This window comes from Spongiibacter nanhainus (genome assembly GCF_016132545.1).
Lineage (GTDB): Bacteria > Pseudomonadota > Gammaproteobacteria > Pseudomonadales > Spongiibacteraceae > Spongiibacter > Spongiibacter nanhainus.
Genome location: NZ_CP066167.1, coordinates 415310 through 436600 on the forward strand (window position 1 = coordinate 415310; position 21291 = coordinate 436600).

12 protein-coding genes are annotated in these 21291 nt (G+C 55.2%); 3 read left to right on the forward strand and 9 right to left on the reverse strand.

Annotated features, from left to right (window positions below):
• Positions 1–82: 82 nt before the first annotated feature.
• From I6N98_RS01985 to I6N98_RS02005, 5 genes are read right to left on the reverse strand one after another with little or no spacing between them, the layout of a single operon-like run.
• Positions 83–1912: a hypothetical protein gene (locus I6N98_RS01985; RefSeq protein WP_232787433.1), complete on the reverse strand. Its 1830-nt coding sequence runs from the start codon at positions 1910–1912 to the stop codon at positions 83–85.
• Entirely contained in the window at positions 1884–3890 is a 2007-nt protein-coding gene (locus I6N98_RS01990; RefSeq protein WP_198570159.1) for a heme-binding protein, read from the reverse strand. The genes I6N98_RS01985 and I6N98_RS01990 overlap by 29 nt, the downstream gene beginning before the upstream one ends.
• Positions 3887–5641 (reverse strand): cytochrome c3 family protein, encoded by a 1755-nt coding sequence (locus I6N98_RS01995; protein WP_198570160.1) that lies wholly within the window; start codon positions 5639–5641, stop codon positions 3887–3889. The genes I6N98_RS01990 and I6N98_RS01995 overlap by 4 nt, the downstream gene beginning before the upstream one ends.
• Positions 5642–5645: 4 nt before the next feature.
• Positions 5646–6524: a hypothetical protein gene (locus tag I6N98_RS02000; RefSeq protein WP_198570161.1), complete on the reverse strand. Its 879-nt coding sequence runs from the start codon at positions 6522–6524 to the stop codon at positions 5646–5648.
• 12 nt (positions 6525–6536) lie between these two features.
• Positions 6537–9143 (reverse strand): cyclic nucleotide-binding domain-containing protein, encoded by a 2607-nt coding sequence (locus I6N98_RS02005; RefSeq protein WP_198570162.1) that lies wholly within the window; start codon positions 9141–9143, stop codon positions 6537–6539.
• A gap of 978 nt (positions 9144–10121) precedes the next feature.
• Between I6N98_RS02005 and I6N98_RS02010 the strand changes: the two genes are divergently transcribed.
• The 3 genes from I6N98_RS02010 to I6N98_RS02020 are packed head-to-tail and all read left to right on the forward strand — an operon-like array spanning position 10122 to position 14161.
• Positions 10122–10430, forward strand: a complete 309-nt coding sequence (locus I6N98_RS02010) for a hypothetical protein (protein ID WP_198570163.1) — start codon at positions 10122–10124, stop codon at positions 10428–10430.
• The gene (locus tag I6N98_RS02015; RefSeq protein WP_198570164.1) at positions 10431–13418 is read left to right on the forward strand and encodes an N-6 DNA methylase; all 2988 of its coding nucleotides are present in this window, start codon (positions 10431–10433) and stop codon (positions 13416–13418) included.
• Between the two features lie 2 nt (positions 13419–13420).
• Positions 13421–14161, forward strand: coding sequence for a hypothetical protein (locus I6N98_RS02020; protein WP_198570165.1), 741 nt, complete (start codon positions 13421–13423; stop codon positions 14159–14161).
• Between the two features lie 80 nt (positions 14162–14241).
• On the opposite strand, the gene I6N98_RS02025 is transcribed toward I6N98_RS02020, so the two are convergent.
• Genes I6N98_RS02025 through I6N98_RS02040 form a run of 4 tightly spaced genes read right to left on the reverse strand, consistent with a single transcriptional unit; the run spans position 14242 to position 20939 of the window.
• On the reverse strand, positions 14242–15393 hold the full coding sequence (locus I6N98_RS02025) for a Wadjet anti-phage system protein JetD domain-containing protein (RefSeq protein WP_198570166.1): 1152 nt from the start codon (positions 15391–15393) through the stop codon (positions 14242–14244).
• Positions 15377–18703 carry an ATP-binding protein gene (locus I6N98_RS02030; protein WP_337924602.1) on the reverse strand — a complete coding sequence of 1109 codons (3327 nt, stop codon included), beginning with the start codon at positions 18701–18703 and terminating at the stop codon, positions 15377–15379. Before I6N98_RS02030 ends, I6N98_RS02025 begins: the two co-directional genes overlap by 17 nt.
• Positions 18703–19437, reverse strand: a complete 735-nt coding sequence (locus tag I6N98_RS02035) for a DUF4194 domain-containing protein (RefSeq protein ID WP_198570167.1) — start codon at positions 19435–19437, stop codon at positions 18703–18705. Before I6N98_RS02035 ends, I6N98_RS02030 begins: the two co-directional genes overlap by 1 nt.
• Before the next feature lie 2 nt (positions 19438–19439).
• Entirely contained in the window at positions 19440–20939 is a 1500-nt protein-coding gene (locus I6N98_RS02040) for a DUF3375 domain-containing protein (RefSeq protein WP_198570168.1), read from the reverse strand.
• Positions 20940–21291 lie beyond the last annotated feature (352 nt).

Below are 21291 nucleotides of genomic sequence, written 5' to 3' on the forward strand. Positions count from 1 at the left end.
CTGGGCTCGGCGTTCACCTGACCGGTATCGGCGCGCTGCGGCAACGGCGTGTCTCGCTCCGTGTCTCATGCTGCAGACCTTGTTAGTAAGTAAGTATGACATTCAGCAGTACCGATCGCTGGCGCTCGTCGCCAAACAGATTTTTATAGCCCTCACCCGGCAGTAGCTCGGCATAGGACAGGCGCATCACGATGTTCTGGCTCATCAAGGGGCGATAGATCAGCGCCAGTGACAGGTCTTGGCCAATGTCTTTGTCGATGTTGGCCTGCTGCCGGGCGACCTCCAATACTTCGGTGGTCTGAAACCAGAGCTGATTGGCGTTCAGGCTCAATCTAAGCTCCGGCAGCAGGTCAAAGTCGGCACCGACACCGGCCAGCATCACGCCGGGATTGGTAAAGTTGGATTGGCCGTGTTCCCGGGAGGCCCGCAGGGAATTGAGCACCCCACTGCGCGACGACAGTGCCACCTTGCCACCGCCGACAAGGGGCACCGCCTGGCGAATCCAGTAGCTGGTGTCAGCGCCGGCAAACAGGGGGTTTTCCACCACCGCGTCAAAGCCGGTTTCCCGGTCGTCAAAGGGATCGTCGTCGCCGGAACCGTAGAGCAAGGACGCCCGCCAGCGTATCCAGCTTTGATCAATGGAGAGTTCCAGGGCGGCGAAGAAGGCGCTGATGTCGCTGTCTCTGCCGGTAAAGGGGGCACTGTCCTGCCGGCCAATGGCGTAGTAACTGGCGCTGCTGATATTCAGGCGGCCAAAATGCCCATCGCTGTTGTAACCGAGATACAGCACGTCGTACTGCCGGGGCCGTTCGACCCCCAGGGATGCCGGGCGTTGAATCAAACCGTTGTGGTCGAAAAAGAACGCGTCTTCGCGGTTGCGGTTGTAGAGCAGGGTGAACTGGCTGGTATGGCCCAGGGCCAGCAGGTCCTGCCAGTATAGGTTGGCGACAAATACATCGTCGTTGCGGGGGGATTCGCCGAGATCGTTGAGGCCACTGTTAGTGTCTTTTTCCAGGCGGCGAAACCAGGCCAGGTTGTACTGAAAAATATTGTTATTGCGGGTGCCAAACAACCTCACCCCCAGCTGATTTTCCTGAAACAAAAAGCCCCGGAAGTCGGCGGTAAAGGGTTGGATACCAACGCGGAGGCTGTCGAAATCGTAGTGCTCAGAGACGTTGCGCAAGTGCACGTCGACGAAGGCGGCCTGCAGGCCGACAAAATCCTGATAGCGGCTGTCTCCATCGTTGGGGTTGACGTCTACGGTGAGGATTTCCTCGACGTCGGTATCGTTGTAGTTAAATACCGGGGTGAGGCGAAACTCGTAGTCGGGTGGCCGGAACACCGTGTCGCCCTTAAGGTAGATCAACTCCAGAGCGAGGTTCTGCAGCAATTGGGTTTGCCGCCGGCCGCCCAACAGGTCCAGGTCAGCGCTGCTGCCACTGCTCTGAATGCCGACCGGGGTGGGGACGTCGCGGTATTCAAAAACGCTGTCTGAAATCGCCGTTAGACTGAAAAACCAGTCGTCGTAGAGCGGAGTGTCACCTTTGAGGATATTGCGGTTGTAGGGATCGTACCAGCGCTGCTGGTAGCCGAGGCTGTCGACGATGCGCCAGCGATCGGGCAAGGCCTGTGCCGGCGAAAAATCGGTCGCTGCTGGGCGAGGGATAGGGCGGAAGGTTCCGGTCTCGCCGTCCCGGCCGCAGGCGGGATCGATCCCCGGTACTCGCCGTCCAGGTCGGGGGTGCTCCGGCGGAAGAGGTCGGCAATTTTCCTGCTCGATGTCTTTGTGGTTGTCGCGGTTCGACTCGGCGATAGCGTTAGATAGTGGAAGTGTAAGCAAGCAGGCCGCCAGCAGTGACAGCGCTGCGGGTCGCCACGGTGTTTTATTTTCCGGCGCAGGCATCTTGTTCATCGCTGTCGAGAAAGGGAGATTGTGGGCAGTTGATGTAGCGCAGGCGTTGGCCACCGGGTGTCAGGGTGTCGGCGCGGATAGCCTGTGGGGCATTGTTAACCGTGCCCAGTAGCTCGCCGGCGTTGTGTACCCCCAGAAAGGCGATCATGTCGTCCTGGTCGACGCCATCACCCGAGACCCCAATACCGCCCACCAGCTGGTTGCCCCGGTAAATCGGTACGCTACCGGGGAAAATTTGTATGCCGTTGGCAACCCGGGGGGCGGCGTTGCTACTCGTGCCGCCAAAGGGGACGCCAACACAGTTTTTGGCCACATCCGTGGCGTTCACCCCCAACAAGTAGAGCAAGTGGCTGACCAGCGCATTCATGCTGAGGTCCAATTGCAGCCCGGTGGAAAAGGGGCTCCATTCCCCGGCGGGTTTACTCAGCGGTCCGGGGCCACTGGCGTCCCGACCATCGGGAAAAAACGGCCGGGACAGATTGCCGCCAGAGCGGTCGGCAAAGGCGATGCCGTTGCGCAGGGCGTTGGCGTCGCCGGTGAGCTGAATAACACTGTTGACGTAGTCGGCCAGTACCACCTGACTACTGGGCATTAGCGAGGCGGTCAGGTATTGGGTATTGGGCTGATTGTCGATGAAGTCGGCGGCATCGGTAGAGGAAAACAACACCGCAGTGCGGGCTTTTTGCAGCGACACATCGGCGCCAAATACCGGTGCATCCCGGGTGCGAGCGATGCCCAAAATGCTGCCGTCGGTATCCACAACGCTGATGGTGACCCGGGCCTGGGAACCCAGCGGGCGCCTTATCTGGGCCCGGGCGCGGTTGGCGATGGCCAGGGCCTGGTCGAGAAGGGTTTGCACCTCGCTGGCGCTTAGGGCGCTGCCGGCCTGGGGCGGAAAACGCAACTGATCGTTCTGATCGACAAACACAAAGGCATCCCGCCCTGGAAAATGCTGGCCCGCATCCGGGCGAATCCCAGACCCGGGCTGACCAAAGGCCTGGCCGCTGCGGAAGCCGTCGGCGGCATTGTAGTAGTCAGTGACGCTGAGCAGGTTGCCATCGACCCCAAGCATCAGGGCCGGCGGATTCTGTGCGCTGGGGCTGATGGCGTTGTAGCGGGCATCGCTGTAGCGCAGGGTTTTGCCGTCAATGGTAATGCGGTCTGCCTGACGCTGAGCCGGTGGCGCAAAACCAAAACTGCCGGCCAGTGCGATCAGTTCATCGCTGTCGCGATCCGTGTCGGTGATCGTGCGATCCAGGCCGTAGACGAAGTCATCGGCAATGACGCCAATGCCGCCGACTGGCGTACCGTTTTTATAAAGAGGGAAGCCGCCGGGATCAGCGGATAGGCCTAGTGGCGAGCGCTTGGGGCCGATCTCCAGCAATGGATTGCTGGCGTCCAGCATAAAGTCGGAGCAGGGTAGTTGGCTAAACTGCACGCCGAACAGCGGGCCGGATGGCTGGTTGCGCTCGCCGGGGTTAAAGTGATCCTGCACGATCTGACCGGCGACCCGGGTACTGAAGGCGTTGCCCTCACTGGAGAGGTAGGCGCCGGTTATGGCTTTGGCGATGGCGGCCAGAGCGTCCGAGCCCAGAGTGGCGGTCACTGGTAATTGCAGTTGTTCCAGGCCGCCAGTGATAGGGCCATTGGCAGCCTGAGAATCGATGGTGACCACGCGGTCGCCGTTGGCCAGCACATTGGCCATGCGAAATACTGCCAGCACATTCCCCACGCGGTCGACAACCGCTATGGTCGCTGAGGTGTTGAGTGCCTGCGCCTGAGCAACGGCTTGGCTCACCACCTGCTCCACCTCGCTGCTGCTGAGAAAGCTGTTGGCGTCGGCGCAGCTGCCGCTGCAGTTGGTATTGGCATTGCTGCCCCGGGCGGCCGTAAAACGGTCGCTGCTGCCTCCGCCGCAGGCAACCAGCAATAGCGCGTGGGCGATGACCATTAACACTGCTGCCCTGCGCCGCCTCATGGTGCGCCCTCCCCCGGCGTCAGTGGAGGGTGGGATTGCGGCAGGCCGCTTGCCATCGCCGGCATACCATCGCGGTGAAAGGCGTGACAGTCCACGCACTGCAGACTGCGCTGACTGTGTTGCTCGCTGCCGTGGCAACTGACGCAGGTATCAAGCTTGGGCATAAGGATATCGCTGGCGTGTTCCGATGTGTCGGCCTGGTGGCATGACAGACAGGCTCCATCGGTGCCCTCCGGGCCCAACACGTGGGGGCGGTGGTCGAAGCGTGAACTGATAAACCAGTCTTGCACCAATCGCACCGGTTTCACCTGCCAGCGCCTTGGCGTCTGCCCGTCGACTTTGGACACCTGGTGGCAGTTGATGCAGCCGGTTTTGTTAAACAACTGTTCCGCCTCCCAGTCGGCCAGGCGTTGACCACACTCCAAGGTGTTTAAACCCTCGCAGCGCTGTTTCATCTCCCAGTTGGGGACCCAGCGCTCGGCGGGTTCTGAATCGCTGTTGCGCATCTTTACGGCGGCGCTTATGAAAAATTCTTCCAGGTAGTAGTAGAGCTCATCGCCATCGGTATGGGGCAGCTCCCGACGCGGTTGCTGATCGTTAAAGTCCAGGCTGTGGCAGCGTTGGCAGCTGGACTCCATGGTGATCGGCTGAAAATGTTCGCCGTCGGGAGCCAGGGTGTGGCAATCGGCGCATTGTAAATTACGCTCGCCGCCGCCTGCGCCGCTAACCTTGATTTCGTTTCCCGCCAAATGCAGCTGGTGTGAAAATTTGAGGTTGGAGTGTTCCCGGGTTTCGGGCCGATCCAGGCTTTTTGCTACTCGCTGCCATACAAGCTCATCGCCGCCTTGTTGCAGTTGCAGCAGGGCCACTTTAAAACCTGGGTGAGTTTTTTCGCTGAAGGCGGTGGCAGCGGCGATGGTGTCAGATTGGCCGATATTGCCGGCGGAGCGCTGCAGCGATTGGGCGTGGCAGTTGATGCACAGGGCGTTGTCACTGACGATCAGCATCGACGGCTCGTTGTGTTCCTTGTGGCAATTTGTGCACTGCTCGGCGTTGTCAGTTACGCCCGGGTGTGGAGCAATGAAGTGAGCAGTGGTGTGTTGGTGGCAGGCACTGCACTCGGCGTTGCCGACCTGCTTGAAGGGCGTGCTGTGGCAGCTCTGACAGTTGTCCGCCACACCAGGCACATGGTGTGGGTCCGACAGGGGGCCGGATAACCACAAGTGATCGCTGGGAGTCGGCAAGGATTGTGTTTTGGCAGCAAACTCCGGCTGGAAATAGCCCGCCAGTGGAATTGCCAGTCCCGCCACAATGATCAGCAGGGCGCTGATATAACTCAGTGCCCGGCCAGAGGGAAGCTTTAAACGCAGTGCCTCGGCATAGCGGTGGCGGATGTCGGGTTTGGCATCGTCGTCTACACGCAACTCCAAAGCGGCGTCAAAACCCGGTGGTACCTCGATTAGTTCGATGCGGTGGGGACCCAGGCGCACGGAATCGCCGGGCTCCAACTCTATATTGTCTAGCCGGCCCGCGTCCGTCTCCAGAGCATGCTCGCCCAGCGCCCTCAGTGTTATATGGCCAGAGGGCTCGAGCTGCAATGTAGCGTGCCGGGGGGCAACATCGTCGCCGAATAGCTGCAGATCGCTGTGACTGTCGCTACCCAGCGTCAGGGTGTCGCTGTGAAATTCACTGTCGCGCTGGTCGAGGATCGCACCGTTTTTAAGCCGGGTTTTTCTAATCAGTATCGCCATGCGCTCACCAGTAGAAAAACACGGTAAAGATATGTACCAGCAGTGCTGCTAACAGTGCCACTGTGGCGGGAATGTGAATGCTTAGCCAGAGTTTGAGGCGCAATTGCAGACTGATCTCGCGGCGTAGACGGCACAGCAACTCGCGACGGCGGACCACGATAGCCAGCAGTTGCTGCAGGCGTTGGGCTTCGCCCGCTTTACTGCTGCGGGTGAGGCTATCGGCGATATAATTGGCAACGGCATCTTGATTGCGGTTATCCGACATGCGCTCGCCCCGGTCTGTGGGTAGCAAAACGGTGGATCTGTCCCGCTGGAGCAACTGATCCCAAAAGCCCCCGCCCAGGGCGCTGCGCTCAATGCAACTGGTGATTACGGCGTCGACACCCGGGTCGCACTGGGCGCCCAGTGCAAGTGCTTTCTCATCGGCGGCGGCGAGATCGGCAAGCCGCTCATCGAAAGATTGATTGGCGCGGTTTTCGACCATTGCGCGGGGGTGGCGCAGGTAAGCATATAGGCCGTAAAAACCGCTGAGTACCACCAGGCACATCAGTGCCCAAGCCAGGGTATGTACGTTGACACCAAACTGAAAGGCGCCGTGCAGTGTTGCGATCAGTGGTACCACGATGCCCAAATAAATGTGCGCCGACGTCCAGCCCTGTAGCGAGCCCAAGTTGCTTTGGTAGCGGCGTTTACGAATGCCCAGCCAGCTTAGCCATAGAATCATCGTCAGTGCGATGCTACCCAATACATAGCCCTGCCAGCTGCCACCATTGGGCGGAAGCGTGGGGCGCTGGCTGAGGTAAAGCAAAACAGAAACCAGTAGCAGCCCCAGCGCCAGCCAGAGATAACGCTTGCCGCGATAATTGAGGACGTTGCTATACATGCGCCATGGCCCTCAGTCGTGTCCCAGCAATTCGACAAATTGCGGCGGTGCAATGCGTTGTGCCGCGCCGGTCGGGCAGGATTGCACGCAGGCCGGACCACTGGTTCGCCCGGCACAGGCATCGCACTTGACCGCTTTTTTCATCGCGTCGCCATCGCTTGCCTTTGCACCACTGCCATCGTCACCGGGCCCAGGGCCCCGGCCAGTGAATAACCAGGACAACAAGCTCGGCTTCGGATCAGCTGGATAACTCATCTTGATGACGTCGTAGGGGCAGTTAGTCTCGCAGTTACCGCAGCCGATGCAGCTGTCGTCGATCGTCACCTCGCCGCTGTTCTGGCGGTGTATGGCGTTGGGCGGACACTCCTTCATGCAATGCGGTTGCTCACAGTGACGGCAAGCGATAGGAAGGTTGATATTGGCGAAGCGGGCGCCAGATTTGCGATTCAGGCGGGACAGGCCACCGTGGGTTTCGGCGCAGGCGATCTCGCAGTTGTCGCAGCCAATACAGAGATTCTCGTCGATGACCAGAACATTGGTTGCCTCCCCGGCGCCGCGGTCCAGCAAAAACGAGATCACTGAGGCGTTTTCCGGCATGGCGGCCAGGTCGTGGGTTGCGCGAAGCTGGCTGGCGGTGAGGGCTTGTAGCCGGGTAACCGCGCTGGGAGATTTTTGCAACAGCGCGAGAAATGTCGCCTGGTGAATCTCGATTAGCTCGGTGCGCGCCGCGGCGACGGCAGATTCATGGCGCAGGCGATCTCCCATCAGTGCCATCTGTCCGACGATCTGCCCGGAGTGATACTGCCCCACCGCAAGCTGCCTACCATTACTGCTACGGGTGAGGGCGACCGTGCCACTGCGAATCAGGAACAATCGGTCATCGTGCTCGCCCTCGCGGTAGATGGTGTCGCCGCGGTTGTAGTTAGAGTTTTTGACCGACATCGCGATTTCCCGAAGCTCGCTGTAGCTGACTTCAGGAGCAAAGCACTGTTGCAGGGCTCGCTGCACAAATACCGCTTCGATGCCTTCGCTGACCTCCGCATTGCTGGCCATCAATTTAAGCATGGTGCGGCGGGGCGTCTCGATCAGCACCGTATCGGGGTCGAGACTGGCGTGGCCGCTTCGCGGCCGTCCGGAAAGCAGGCTAAGCTCACCAAAAAATTGTCCGGGGCCGAGGGTGGTGCTTGGGCCGTCCTCGCTAGTGAGGGTAACGCTGCCCTCCACAATGGTATAAAAGCTGTTGCTGTAGTCGCCGTCCCGATACAGGGCATCGCCATCGCGCCGGAGTTGGGTGACGACCGGCGGGCTCAAGGGGGGGAGCTCCTGGGACGCCTGTCCAGCATCCCGGCGTTGTTGTTGTAGCCTCTCCCGCGCTGCCTCGATGTCGGCAATACGCTGGGCGCGCAATGTGTCGGCTTCCCGCTCTAGGGCCTGATAGTCCGACACATCGCCGACGCCATAAATAATCTCGCTTTCCATAATCAGCTCGCGAAAGGCCAGAGCGTTAAGGCGGGCAAACATGGGAATGCGCTGCTGGTAAAGGGTGAGAATATCATCGACGTCGGCACTGTAAGGCAGCAGAGCAAATTTCAGTGCCAGCAGAGGATGATCAACCGGTTTGACATCCTCGCCATGGATAAAATGGATGACGTCCCGCCCCTGATTCATGTCCTGCTTGATCAGCGGGTAGCCCGCCAGCGCACCAACGACATACAGCCCGGGAATATTGGACTGATACTGGCGGTCCAGCTCGGGGAGGGCGTCGGGCTTATCGTTGGGTAATTGGATCTTGCAAGTGTCGAGAAAGCCGCGCGGCGGAATCGAGCCGAGCCGGGCAATTACCCGATCACAGCAGAGGGTCTCATCACCGTGGGGCGTGCTCAGGGTGATACTGCCTCGCTGGCCATCGCGGGGCAGAGACAGGGTTTTCACTTCCGACTCATAGCGGCATGAAAATGCGATACGACGATCGTTGATTGCCGCCAGGACCGCGTCGAGGTTACCGGGTTTGGCCCGGGAGAATTCCTTTTTGCGGTTAACGATGGTGACCCGGTTGTACTGGGCCAGGGCGAGTGCATTCTCAATGGCGGCATCGCCAGCCCCAACAACGACGATATCCTCGTCGCGAAATGCCTCCGGGTCGTCTAGCTGGTACTGGACAAAGTCCGAGTTGTCACCGTCGACCCCGAGGCGGCGGGGGTTGCCCTGGGTGCCTATAGCCAACACAACAAAATCTGCAGAAATTGTGCTGCCATCACCACAGCTAAGTTGAAAATCGCCCTGCTCGCCACTAATGCTGGTGACTTCTGTGTTGTAACGGATATTGATACCGATATCGTCGATGCCCTTGGCCCAGGTTTCCAGCACCGACTCGCGTTTGCCCGCCGCAAATTGCAGAGGGCTGCGCAGATCCAGATAGCCCGGCTCGTCCATGACGTGCTTGCCTTTCTGGTAGCGCTGGATGGTGTTGGCGTGGGCGGGGGACGCCTCGAGAAGGATGTGCCCGGGTTTCACTGACGTAGCTGTAGCGTCGGCGCGCTCTTTAAGCGCTGCCTCGGCAGCCGCGCTCAGCCCCGCTGGGCCAGCGCCAATGATGGCAATACGATAGTGCTCCTTCACGCCAGCTCCCTGTTCAGCTTGTGGACGATGCTGTTGGGGTTTCGTTATGTCGTTCTATATGTGCTGTCGCGCAAATTTGTTCTGTTGTGCTCTGTTCGAATCGCGCGAAAAGCGAACCCTCGACCTTGCAAAGTAGAACAGGCTATAGCATAGCACTTAGCCTGTGAATGTTCTGGTGTCAATTTAGAGAGTGGTTAAGTTCAGTTTGTAGTGTGCAGGTGCGAAGAAGAGTAGGCCAGAGATTTAAAGCATAAAGTGGCACAGCTGCCGAGGATACGGATGGCACGGTGTGATAAATAGGGTTTAGTGAGTGCCATCCCCCGTTAATGGGGTAGAGCCCCTCGCTACGGTTAATTGAACACGTAGACTCTGGCGTAGACTTTGAAACTCGATTTCTGGCAATTCTGGCGGTTTGGGAAACCCTGTGATTATAGGGGAAAGCCGCAAGGAGTGGTGCCCAGAGGCGGAATCGAACCACCGACACGAGGATTTTCAATTAAAGAAGTAGCTGCTGAAAATTCTTAACTATTTGATATTTAAAACTTTTAAAAACTCCGATAACACCCTAAACCACTGTATAAACTCGTTGATTTGTCCAAGATTGGTCCAGTGTTTACCTGTACTAGTTTAGCGGCTTTTGGGTGTTCATCCAATTCCTGATCTCCGTTTTGCCGTTGTAAATTGGTGCTTGGCCTCTTCGATGCATAGTGCCATGCAAATTTGCTACGCGTTCTCGTACTCTACTAGGCTGTTTAGAAAATTTGGATAGGATTTTGGCGTAAACTGCTTTAAAATAAAAACAGATTTGTCTAGGGAAAGAATCAGAAAATGGCTTTGTCACACAAGTTTACCGCTAAAGATGTCTGCGCGGCCCTTGGAGGGCTAAGCCGCTCTAGGCTTCATTCTTGGGCTCAGTTGCCCCCATTTTCGGAAAGGCCTTCGAGGGAGCGTAGTGCGCGTCGTTACAGTAAGGCAGATTTGCTTACCTTTGCGGTATTGCAAACGCTAGAGAATGATTTTGGCGCGAAAGGGGGGCAGTTGATGGCGGCCTCTGCGGCGATTAACCAATACCTACTGACGCCGCGCCAAGCTTCGGTTGAAGAGTGGGTCTTTGTTCCGTTGGCTAAAGGAGGCGCCCAAGCAGCAGAGTTACAATGTATACCTGTACTAGGAGCGGGCTGGATTATCGATGTGGCTAAAGAGCGTCAACGAATTGATGTTTATTTGGGTGTTATACCTCCGCAGCAGGAATTACCTCTCATTAGTGATGCGAAGTCGAGTCGCTAAATGAACCCATTGATCGAGCAATTGGAGGCATTTGGCGCGTTGCCATTTAGCTGCATTGATCTGCATGATAGTGCGGACGTGCGTAGCCTGCGGTATACCGACCTAGTTCGCAATCGGCGAACTCCGCTGGTTGATGTTGTTGTTGAGCAGCAGTCTCAAGCCCTGCTGTACTTGATTGACCACACGAAGATGCAGCGCCACCATGGTAGCGTTGAGGAGCTGCAGCGGTTATTGGCAATGCGGGGCGAGGCAGCTTGGCTGGGTGTGTTGCAACCTGGGCGGCTGGATATTTACGCCACCAAGCTGAAGCCGGATCCAGACGCAGTGCCTGTGTGTTTTTTTAGCGATGGAGGTGACGCTGCGAGTGTACTGCCGCGTTTGGCTCAGGGGGAGGAGCTTGCGCCGGTTGACAGTTTGAGTCTGCGTGATGAATTGCTGCGCCTAATGACGGATGCAAGTGAAGAGCTGCGCGACGCTGGTATTTCCACTCAGGAAATTATCGCGCTGACTGGGCGGGCATTGTTCTTTCGTTACCTTATTGGGCGAGGGATTGTTCGTCCGGAGCACTTGGCGGTTATATCCCCAAGCTCTTCTTCTTTGAAGGCCTGCTTTGACAATGCTCAGGCCTTGTCGGAAACCAATACTTGGTTGGATAAGACCTTTAATGGTGACTTGCTTGCTTTGCCAGCGGAAGACTATGGCTATTATTTTGCGCATCTAACACAGCGTTTTGGGCAGGGTATTTCTCGCCCGCTAAGTGCGATCATGGCGCTGGATACAGCACTTGCTCCCGGCATTTCCCAGAGAAAGCTGGATTGGGACGAGTTGAATTTTGATCATCTTCCTATCGGCCTTCTGAGCGAAACCTATGAAGAGCTGATGCTCCAGCTCAACAAGTCAGCGCGCCATGCCACCAGTGTGTATTACACGCCTTACCATATCGCGGAGTATATGGTGGAGGAGGCATTCTACCAGCAAGAAGCGGGCTCTGAGGCGAGAGTATTGGACCCTGCTTGTGGCGCAGGAGTATTTCTGGTGGCCAGTTTACGAAAACTGGTGGAGATGCGGTTTAGGGAAACCGGCAAGCGGCCAAGCCGCCTGCAAATACGTCGCATACTGGAGAATCAACTCAGCGGCTTTGATACTAATGCCCATGCTCGTACATTGGCAGCCTTGGCTTTGTATCTGACTGCATTAGAGCTTGATCCAAATCCCACGCCAGTTGAGGCGTTGCGGTTCAATAAGCTGGAAGGGCGAGTACTGATTGACGTTGCCGACCCGGGTTGTAACAAGGACGAGATTGTCCCCATGGTTGGCAGCCTAGGCGAGCATGTGTCAGAAAAATACCAGCACGCGTTTGACCTGGTTATTGGCAATCCTCCTTGGACTGCCTTGAAAAAGCCATATGAAAAAATTGACGCTCAATTTACCCAGCGTTGCAGAGCAATTGCTGCTGAACGTGGGCTTAAAGAGATTGCCACTGCTTATCACAATCCCGATCGCGTACCGGACCTGCCTTTTGTATGGGGTGCCATGGAGTGGGCCAAGCCCGGTGGGCGTATTGCCCTGGCGGTGGCGGGACGCTGGCTGTTTAAACAATCCCCTAAAGGTATCGCCGCCCGGCGTGCCTTATTCAGCGCGTTGGCGGTCACCGGTATTCTCAATGGTGCGGCTCTTCGGCAAAGCCGCGTATGGCCCAATGTAGACCAGCCTTTTTGCTTGCTGTTTGCCGACAACCGGCTACCGGAGAGCGATGATGAGTTTGTCTTTGTCAGCCCGCATTTTGAGCCAGCACTAAATGGAAAAGGTATTATGCGAATAGATGCCAGTGATGCTCGCCCGGTGTCTTTTGAGCTGGTGATGAACAATCCGGTTGCCCTGAAAGCCTTGTACCGTGGAACCATACTAGACGTGTCCGTAGTTGGTAGGATAAGGCAGCAGACGGACATGACTATAGGCGAGTTTTGGGAAAAGTCTGAGGGGCTGCTCAAAAGCCAAGGTTATCAGATCGCGAGTCGAGCACTGGATGATAGCTTTTTGGCTGGAATGCCAACGCTACTAGCCGATTACCAATTACATCCATTTTGTATACTCGGTGAGGAACTGACGCCATATCAACCTGAAGGCTTACATCGTCCACGCGACCCTGCCGTTTACCGTGCGCCTCTTCTATTGGTGAGGAAATCTCTACGGGCTAATCGAAACCGAGGGCGCGCACTAATCAGTTCACAAGATATTGCCTATTCGGAGTCATACTATGGGTATTCAGCCGCAGAATACCCTCTGGGAGAGCTTTTAGTTCGTTATTTGTTAGTGATAGTCCACAGCCAACTATTTGAGTACACCGCGTTAATGACTAGTGGTGAATTTGGTGTTGAGCGGGAGGCACAGCAAATAATTGATGTTGACCAGTTCCCTTTCATTCCTCCAGAGCAACTCTCAGAGAGGCAGCGACAGGGAATCGAGTTCTGCGCAAACCAGCTCATTAATAATCAGCCGAACTGGTCAAGGCTCGATGAGACAGTAGCGGGCTTGTACCAGCTTTCTGCCGCCGATCAGCAAGTCATTGCCGATACCCTCGCTACCAGTGCGCCGTTCCCCGCTATTCGAAATCAGGCACTCGCTCCAGTAACAGAACAGCAATGCACACAATTTCTGGCACAACTAACAGAGTCGTTATCAGATGTTTTTGCGGCTGGTGGTCATGCGGTGCAGGTATTGCCGTGTTCGGCTGGCAGCAGCCGGCTGCCGTGGAAGTTTTTTACGGTCAGTCTGAACTGCGATGCTTCATCTCAGCCACTACCTCAGAAGTGGCTGGGTCATATTCATGACCTCGGCACCAGCCGGATTACAATTCTGGATCAGCAGCAGTCCAGCTTAACGGTGGGATTGTTGAATCACTATCGTTATTGGACACCGACGCAGGCGCGTCTATTAGCCTCCGATATCATTTGGCAGTTTGGTGCCAGCTTGGAGGAAAGCGCCTGACAATGAATGGACTGATGACAGGGCACAAGGATAAGGCTCAGGGGAAAATTGCATTCTCGTTGATGGTTGTGGTACAGAATGCGCTGAGTCACGCATGGCAAATACTGCTGCAAGAGGTTGAAAAAGGTCAGTTCTCTATTTGTGAATCGCATGAGGACGAGATCACTGAAAAACTCTACATGATTCTGTGTGAGGTGCAGGCGCGTGACCCGGAAGTTGTCAAAGGGCTTTCCGGGTTTGAAACTCCGGCGCGTGAAGCGAATCTGCGCAATTACAGAGGAGATAAGCTGGATTGTCAGCCCGACCTGACGTTTCGCCCACCGAGAGCCAGAATAACCACTAGCAATACGGCTATTACTGGCATATTTGTTGAGTGCAAACCAATAGATTCCCGGCACCCCATTGGCAGTACTTATTGCAAGGCAGGGATTAGTCGTTTCATTTGCGGTGATTATGCTTGGGCAGTGGATCGGGCAATGATGCTGGGCTATGTCCGCAATATATGTCACCTCCCCAATGGGTTGAGTTTTGTATTGAGCCAGCACAAGGCCAAAACGGATTATCAGGTAAAGGCATTACCGACAATGGCGGGAAGAGCCTCAGCACGTGAGGAAGTGTACTGTTCCCAGCATGGGCGCAGCATGCCGGGAATGTATCTGGCCGGTAAGGCGCCATCGATTACCCTGCATCATTTATGGCTTTATCCAGAGAAACCATGTGAAAACAGCAAATGTAAAGTGTAAGTCGATTAGTCGCGGACTAATAAAATTTTGGATTGCCCAGAGTACCTTGGGCAGACATTTATGAGTAGGTGATGTGCAATTTATACGGTGTGGTTCAGCCACAGCTGTAGATCACGGTGAACTACAGCTTCAGGAAGATATTCCTGCTCCAGTCGCCCACGCTCTAGCTGTGAGATGTAGCGATAGAATTCGCTTTCACTTGGCGAGAGGCCTTCGGGTGTCGCCTCTTGCGCAACAGACGGTTCAGGCACCGCACAGCCGGAAGAGTAGTGGTCGAAATGTCGGCGCGACATAAGTACGGGATATAGCTCGGGGCAGTTTAGTCTAGCCCTTCCGAGCATGAGCAGGCCCCAGGTATCCATGTCACCCCAATAGGCAAGCTGCTTATCGTCGAATGTTGCCGCTTTAAGCCACTGCAAATTTAGGCCTGCGCCGAGGATTGCTATCGTTCCCGGCAGACGCGGTAGTAAGTGAAGGCATTGCTCGTTTTCAATGACAAGGACATGACTTCCGGGAAGCCTGGTTTGGCTAAGCTCTTCCGCAGTGACGCGCTGTTGTTTGAAGGGAAGAAGTTTATCTCCCAGTGGAGCGACTAGAAGCCAGTGGTTTTTGTCATCGTGGGCATCAAGAAAGTTGTTGAGCCCTTGCTCGCTAGCCTCTCCGTCAAAGCGTTGGTCAAGTAAACGGGAGAGAAGTGCGTAATGGCGTTCAAAGAATTTGGTGTCAACGCCTAAGCCGTTGAGTAGGCGGAGCGGTTTGCCTTCGGCAAAGCCCGGATACAATCGGTCGGCTAACTGACTTGCGGTGACGACCTCCTGATAGTTTTTATTGCGCCATAATGAGCGCTCACGAATCAGTACATCGCGATAGATTGGGTTTATTTTTTCGGCCAATTGCTCCAAGGCTGAAAATTCCGCTTTTACTGTTTCATCTGCAGTAGCGGCAACCCATTCTGAAGGTGAGCGCAAGCACCACTGAAGTGGGACTAATACGGGCCTAGCACTCGCCTGGTAGTTCACGCTATCCCAAATAACCTGACCCACGTTGACCGCGCGCCACCGCTGGACGTGTGCCTGGACTTCTGTAATCCGGCTGGCAAATTGTGCGCCGCTGGGTTTACCGATGGGCATCTGCAGTGGCCAGCTCGAACCTGAAAGCAAGCGATCCACGCGGATGGGGGTGCGGTGCCATTGTTTGGTCAGTTGCAACGAAATGTCAGTTGGGGATTTCATGATTACGTCGTTGCTCGCGTGCCGCATCCAGCGCCTGCCAGCTAATTGGGGTCAGATTTGATTCATTGCCGCGCCGGTGCACAATAACCGCTGAGCGGGTATGTTTGCGCAGTAAGCGCATCTCCTTATTAGGCGTAATAAACAGTGCGTGGAGATGGAACTCCTTTAATGCAGCGATAATGCGTCCGGCAACGGCATTAGAACTGCGGGAAAATGCCTCGTCCAGGACGATGGTGCCGAACAGTGGCCGACTGCTACCATCGGGGCACAGGGCATAACTCAGTGACGCAGTCAGCACGTAAGAGGCGATAATCTCCTTTTCGCCGCCACTGCCTCCCTGGGAGCCAGTGCGAGTCGCAATTACGTTTCCGGTACTACGGTCCATAATGGCGACCTTGAATTCCAAGCGGAAACGGGGGTCGAGCAATGCTCTGGCACCGAGAGTACGGTGGCGTTCACAGGCATCGTGCAGCAAACTAATGATGTATTGGAGTGCTTTGTATTGGCTTTCACCGCCGTCGTCGGTCAAGCGGGATGAATTCAGTGCGTTTCTGGCTTTGGTAAAGGTGCGTAGGCTTTCATGGACGACCTTGTTTGCGACAAGCTGCAAATAACGACCGCGTTCAAAATCGACCAGTCGAAGAGTGTGGTTGAGGTCATCTAGCCGTTCTTCTATGCGCTCGACTTCGCCGTCGATGGTGGAGAGGAGTTGCGACACGCCATCGTCGGATGAGCGGGTGAGATAGTCTTTGAAACGTTGCTGCTTTTCCGGTAAGGCTTCTTCGGTGAGTACGGTTAGGCGTTGTAGGTATTTGGGAATATCCTCCAGGTCTCGACCCACTTCGGCAAGTGCGCCGCGATCTTCCCGTTGAGCATCTGACATGGCCCCGACAAGTTGCTTTTCCATATTGGTGCGGACCGAGTTCAATTGATTCAACTGGACTTGAAGTTCGTCGGCTGTTTTGCGCTCCAGTTCATGGCTTTCATGAACCTGATCAAGGGAAAGCATAGGCAATTGGCTTTCCGCCAACTTTCGATCGTCGTCTTTCATTCCGAGCTCAGCCCGTTTGTAGGCTGAAGTCTTTGCTTTTTCTGCTTGGTTCAGCTCGGATTCGATGCGGGTACAAATGCTGACATGTTTCGTTTTGGCTGTGTCGAGGTTTGTCAGTGTTACATTTGCTGCATCCAGTTTGGCTTTGGCGGCAGAGGCATCTGAGCCCGGTTCTATTAAAGCCTGAAGTTTGCTTTTTTGTTCCTCCAGCTCCTGCTTGGCCTGGGGGGTGTTGATCTCGTTGTAATCCAGGCTTGCAAGGGTGTGCAAAGCGCTTATCTGCTGATGCAAAACCGCGACACGGCCTTTTGCTTTTTCCTCTTCCGCCGCCAGTTTGGTGAGTTGCTCTTTGGTTTCCGCTATTTGTTGTGTCAGCGAGGCGAGTCGATCCCGGTTATTGAAGCCGGTTTGCCAGTCGTCCTGAAGGCGTTTTTGATCCTGTTTATCGAAAAAGCGCGCTCTACCGGAAAGCAGACCCTCTACGGTCATGGCATGTGGGGTATGGCGTAGCGCGGTGGGTGAATCAACGCAGTGCCTGTCGAGGCCTGCAAGCAGGTCTTTGACAGCCTCACGATAAGGGTGATCTTTGTATTGCAACTTGCGGGTAAAGCCGTCCTCGAAAAAGTGGACAGACTTCTCTGGCAGTGCAACTTCCAAAATCCGCACATGTAAGGCATTGTGCCGACTATTCACCCATCTCAAAGCGCCGTCTACAGCCTGTTTAGGCACCAGAATGCGCAGTCTATGGCTGCCGATTGCGCGCTCTATGGCGCCTCGCCAGTGTTGGTCTTCCGGTTTAACCTGAATCAATTCGCCAACAAAGGGGAGTTCGCTTTCAGAAATCGCTAGCTCTTCTGCTAAGAGGGAGCGGAAAAGCTGGTAGTCCCTGCGAATGTTAGAGGAGGGGCGCGTTTCGATATCTGCCAGCTCCTCCTTGAGCGCTTGCAGGTCTTTGTTTGCCTGAAAGCGTTGGCTGCCATGCTCAAAAGCCGTTTGCTTTGCGTCTTCATGATCTTGCTCGATTTGTTCTAAACGTGTGGAGGCCTCGGTCTGATTGGCCGCGACGGTCTCGCGGTGGATTTCCTCCGGCAAATCAAGCTGCCGAACCAGCTGCTGATATTGGGTAGCGTGTTTGTTGCATCTATCTAACTTGGATTGCTTCTCTCTGATCAAATTTTCCAGTGTTTGAATGTCCGATCCGCCCAGCCTCAGGTAAGCCTCATTCAGTTGGTCGCGGATTCTAAGCTGATTGTCATAATCTTCTTGCGCGGTGTTGCGTGCTGCTTCGGCTTGAGAGTGCTCATCGGCTAGGCGGGCAGCTTCAGCCTTCCATATGCGGTAACCCTGCTCGCCAAGCCAGATGGGGAGTATCTGCTGTAGACGCACTTTTTCGGCGATGACAAGCTCGTTCTCTTGGTATTTCTGCCAGGTGGTCTTAATGGGTTCCAGAGAACGTTGCTGACGCCGGGCAATTTCAAGTTCATCGTGGATGGCAGTCAGGTCGTTGAAGCTATCTGCTACCTCACGTGCGCGAGCGAACTGGGACTTATCGTCTAGAACAAGCTCCCGAAAAATTTCGTCGATGCTATTAAGCTGTTTCAGGCCCGCTGCGCGATTAAGTAGATTGAAGGCGTTGTCTCGAACTTCAAAAAAATCCCGAACGCGCGCTAGGAATGCCTTTTTGCTAGGATAAGTCCAGATGGCTGTTTCGGTTTTGTCCAATTGTCGAAGGGCCCGCATGCCGCCTTCGTGGTGGAGCGTCAACCATCGTTGTAGGGTATGGTCGGCTGAGGTGGAGAACAGCCAGAGCTTTTTCATATCGGAGGGTGAGGTGCTAGTACCATCGAACCAAAGCATCGCGCCAAGACGCACTACGTTTTCGCCATTACTCAATGTGGCTGACAAGGCTGTGACAGTTTTTCCAGTACGGGCAATATGGGACTGGGCGTCTCCTCCTGTGCCAGGGCCAGAGACGCCGCGAACGTAGGAGGCAAGGTCCCTATCGCTTTCATGACCTCCGGTCGACGCAAGATTGTACTTGGGGTTTGCGGTGATCAAAGTCATAAGCGCATCGACTAGCGTCGTTTTGCCGCTTCCAGTGGGGCCGATAATGGCAGTGCCGCTGGCATCAATGTCGGCTTGATGAAGCCCGTTAAAGCCACCCCAATTGAAGAGCTCAATGGTTTGCAGAATATACGTTGGGGCGAGCTGCCAGGTCATCTGCTCGCTAGAGCCATTCTGCATAGAATCGAGGTGCATTAGGATTCCCCTTCGTCTCGTAGGGAGGCTGCATGTGACTTTAACGTGTGGAGTAAGGCAGTGAGGTTCTCCGGGTTGGCCAGGTGGGTGATAATAGGTCTTATACTAATCCGCTCGTGGCTGTCGGGCGCAGATACTAATCCGTGACCTTTCAGCTGATCAAGAAGTTGTAGTGCCCGAGTACGTTCCCGCGCCTCGCTGCCGCTATCACCCAAGTAAACTTGCAGCTGCGGTATCAGCTCATCAACGGTTACCACTGCTTCTGCGGAGCCAGTGCCGGCTTCCTGCTCATGGGCAATAAAGTACTGCCTTAGAATAGCTACGAGTAAGGTCTGCTCCAGGTTCAGGCGCTGTTTACGCACTAGTGGATGAGTCCATTCGTCATTTGGCGTTGCCGAGTCGATGCTGCGAACGGTTAGAAACACCAGGCCGCGTATGTCATCGGCCCTGGCGGCCAAGTCAAGCGGCTCTAAAATCACGTTGATTTTGTCCATCGATACGATGGCGGCTCTGTAGAGATTGGGTCGCAGGCTTTGTTCTAGGAGGCCGACACGCAACAGCTCCTGGGTGGCTTCCCTGAGGGTTTGATCTGTACGTGCTTGCTGCAGGGGTGAGGCGCCATCTTGTTCCAGGGCAGAGAAATTTTGCTCAGCCTCGCCGCCAGTGGTTTGATGTTCTGCGGGCTGTGGATCGGCATTGGTTTGCCCGGTAATCTGATCGAAAATCCCCGCCATGCTTACAACTCCCATTCCAGATCGCATAGATCTTCGTTGGTCAGTGAGGCTACTGGCACCGTAAATAGCCAGTGCTCTTGATCCTCATCTATAAGTTGCACCTCCTCCGTGAGGGTTGGTTCAATTTCGATGCCGGCTTCTCGCGCCATGCCTAGCCATAAAGCCAATGTTTCCAAGTCGTGGGTGGGCGGGAGACGCTGGGCGAGTTCTGATAGGGTGAGAGCTCGTCCTTCCTTGGAGAGTAGCGCTAATGTGTTCTGAACTAGTGCTTCTCGGTCAAGGCCGTCTAAAGCATCCCAAAACTCATCCTCAAGCCCCTCCAGATTTGTTTCCTGCGGGGATAGGTCCAACTCAGCATTGGCGTCACTGTCCAGTGACTTAAACCGTAAGCGCTCGGCGAGAGGCAAGTTACCGAGTGTGAACCCCAGTGGTGGCAGTGGTGAAGCTGTACGACGAGTAGATTGGTGCTGCCAGTCAAGTTCTTGGGCGATCTGAAATACCTCATTTAAAAGCTGGCCTACACGATGGTGCTCTGCCGCCAACCCAGTTTTAATAAAGCCTTTAACATCTTTTTCGCTGCGCGCCCTTGCTTGGAGAACGGCCTGACTTTCTAACACGAGACGCATACGCAATAGTTTCAAGTCAGACAGCTGGATTCGGTTAAGGGCTTTTTCTGCTGAGGGATGCGCTAGAATGCTACGCAGTTGCTCGCGCATATTGTCAAGCTCGATACTTCGCTTCAGTTGTTGCTGAAAACTGTCAAAAACCCGTCCCTCAGAGGTGTCTAGCAGCGCTTCCTGTCCATTCAGGAGTCTATCGAGAATATCACCCCTATCAAATTGCTCCGACATAATTGACTGACGCAATTCGCGGTCTGCTGCCCGCCAGGAGTCCTCTACTCGCCGGAAATCGGCGCGGAGCCCGGTGGCCAGAGTATAAATCTCCCGGATTCGTTCGATAGCTTCGGAGCTGGATAGGACGGGAGTATGTCCCGCCTCAACAGCGGCTAATTCATCTTCCAGTACCTTGATTTTGCGCTGGATAGCAGCTTTGCGGCTTGCTGGGTTGGGATTGAGTCCTACTTCCAGGTTCTCAATTTCACGTTGGACCACCGCCAGCCGAGAGGCCGTGGAGGTCATAAAGCGATTATCCAGAGACTCTACAAAGCGTATAGCTGAAGATAGTGCGTCAGTGGCATAGACCCGTTGCCCGCGTTCAAGTATTAGCCCGCGTTTTAACCACTGCCTAAGCTCCCTGCTGGCCAGCAAATGGGTATTTTCAGGGTCAATATCATATTCATCTTGGATGGCGTATTCGGCGAGCATTTCGGACAACGCTTGGAGACCATCCTCTTCCGCAATGCCGTCGTCGCTAAATTCAAATAACGACGTCAGACAGCCAAGCACAAGTGGGGCTCGGGGGGAGGCTAGCAACAACCATGCGGGATGTTGGCGACGTATAGACACCAATTTGTGGGTTAGTTGTTGGGCAGAGCTATCCATTTATCCACCATTACCAGTTGTACTCCGGGAGTTTGGCAGAAAATAGGGGGTTGTGGAAACTGGGGTAAGTGATGTGTTTTTACCACTTGGGTGGGTCCGCGTAGAGCGGTCAGAAACTTTCTGGCTATATAGGCTAGATCTAGCACGGCTAATGATGAGTAAAAGGCGAGGTTCGGAGGGGAGGATATTTCGTCAAATGGCCACTTGGAACCAACGAAATTCCTTCCCTTGCAGATACCGAACCTGCCTATTTCACTTCAATGCATTCACTGGCCGAGGCGAGCACTTGGCTCTATCGATTTGATAGCGGAATTTCGGACCGTATGCGTATGCAAATCCTGAGCGCGCACGA

What these genes read in the sequence shown, in the direction of transcription:
- I6N98_RS01985 (WP_232787433.1), bottom strand. Translation starts at nt 1,912, where the DNA reads ATGAACAAGATGCCTGCGCCGGAAAATAAAACACCGTGGCGACCCGCA.
- I6N98_RS02030 (WP_337924602.1), bottom strand. Translation starts at nt 18,703, where the DNA reads ATGCACCTCGATTCTATGCAGAATGGCTCTAGCGAGCAGATGACCTGG.
- I6N98_RS02040 (WP_198570168.1), bottom strand. Translation starts at nt 20,939, where the DNA reads ATGGATAGCTCTGCCCAACAACTAACCCACAAATTGGTGTCTATACGT.
- I6N98_RS01995 (WP_198570160.1), bottom strand. Translation starts at nt 5,641, where the DNA reads ATGGCGATACTGATTAGAAAAACCCGGCTTAAAAACGGTGCGATCCTC.
- I6N98_RS01990 (WP_198570159.1), bottom strand. Translation starts at nt 3,890, where the DNA reads ATGAGGCGGCGCAGGGCAGCAGTGTTAATGGTCATCGCCCACGCGCTA.
- I6N98_RS02020 (WP_198570165.1), top strand. Translation starts at nt 13,421, where the DNA reads ATGAATGGACTGATGACAGGGCACAAGGATAAGGCTCAGGGGAAAATT.
- I6N98_RS02000 (WP_198570161.1), bottom strand. Translation starts at nt 6,524, where the DNA reads ATGTATAGCAACGTCCTCAATTATCGCGGCAAGCGTTATCTCTGGCTG.
- I6N98_RS02025 (WP_198570166.1), bottom strand. Translation starts at nt 15,393, where the DNA reads ATGAAATCCCCAACTGACATTTCGTTGCAACTGACCAAACAATGGCAC.
- I6N98_RS02015 (WP_198570164.1), top strand. Translation starts at nt 10,431, where the DNA reads ATGAACCCATTGATCGAGCAATTGGAGGCATTTGGCGCGTTGCCATTT.
- I6N98_RS02035 (WP_198570167.1), bottom strand. Translation starts at nt 19,437, where the DNA reads ATGGCGGGGATTTTCGATCAGATTACCGGGCAAACCAATGCCGATCCA.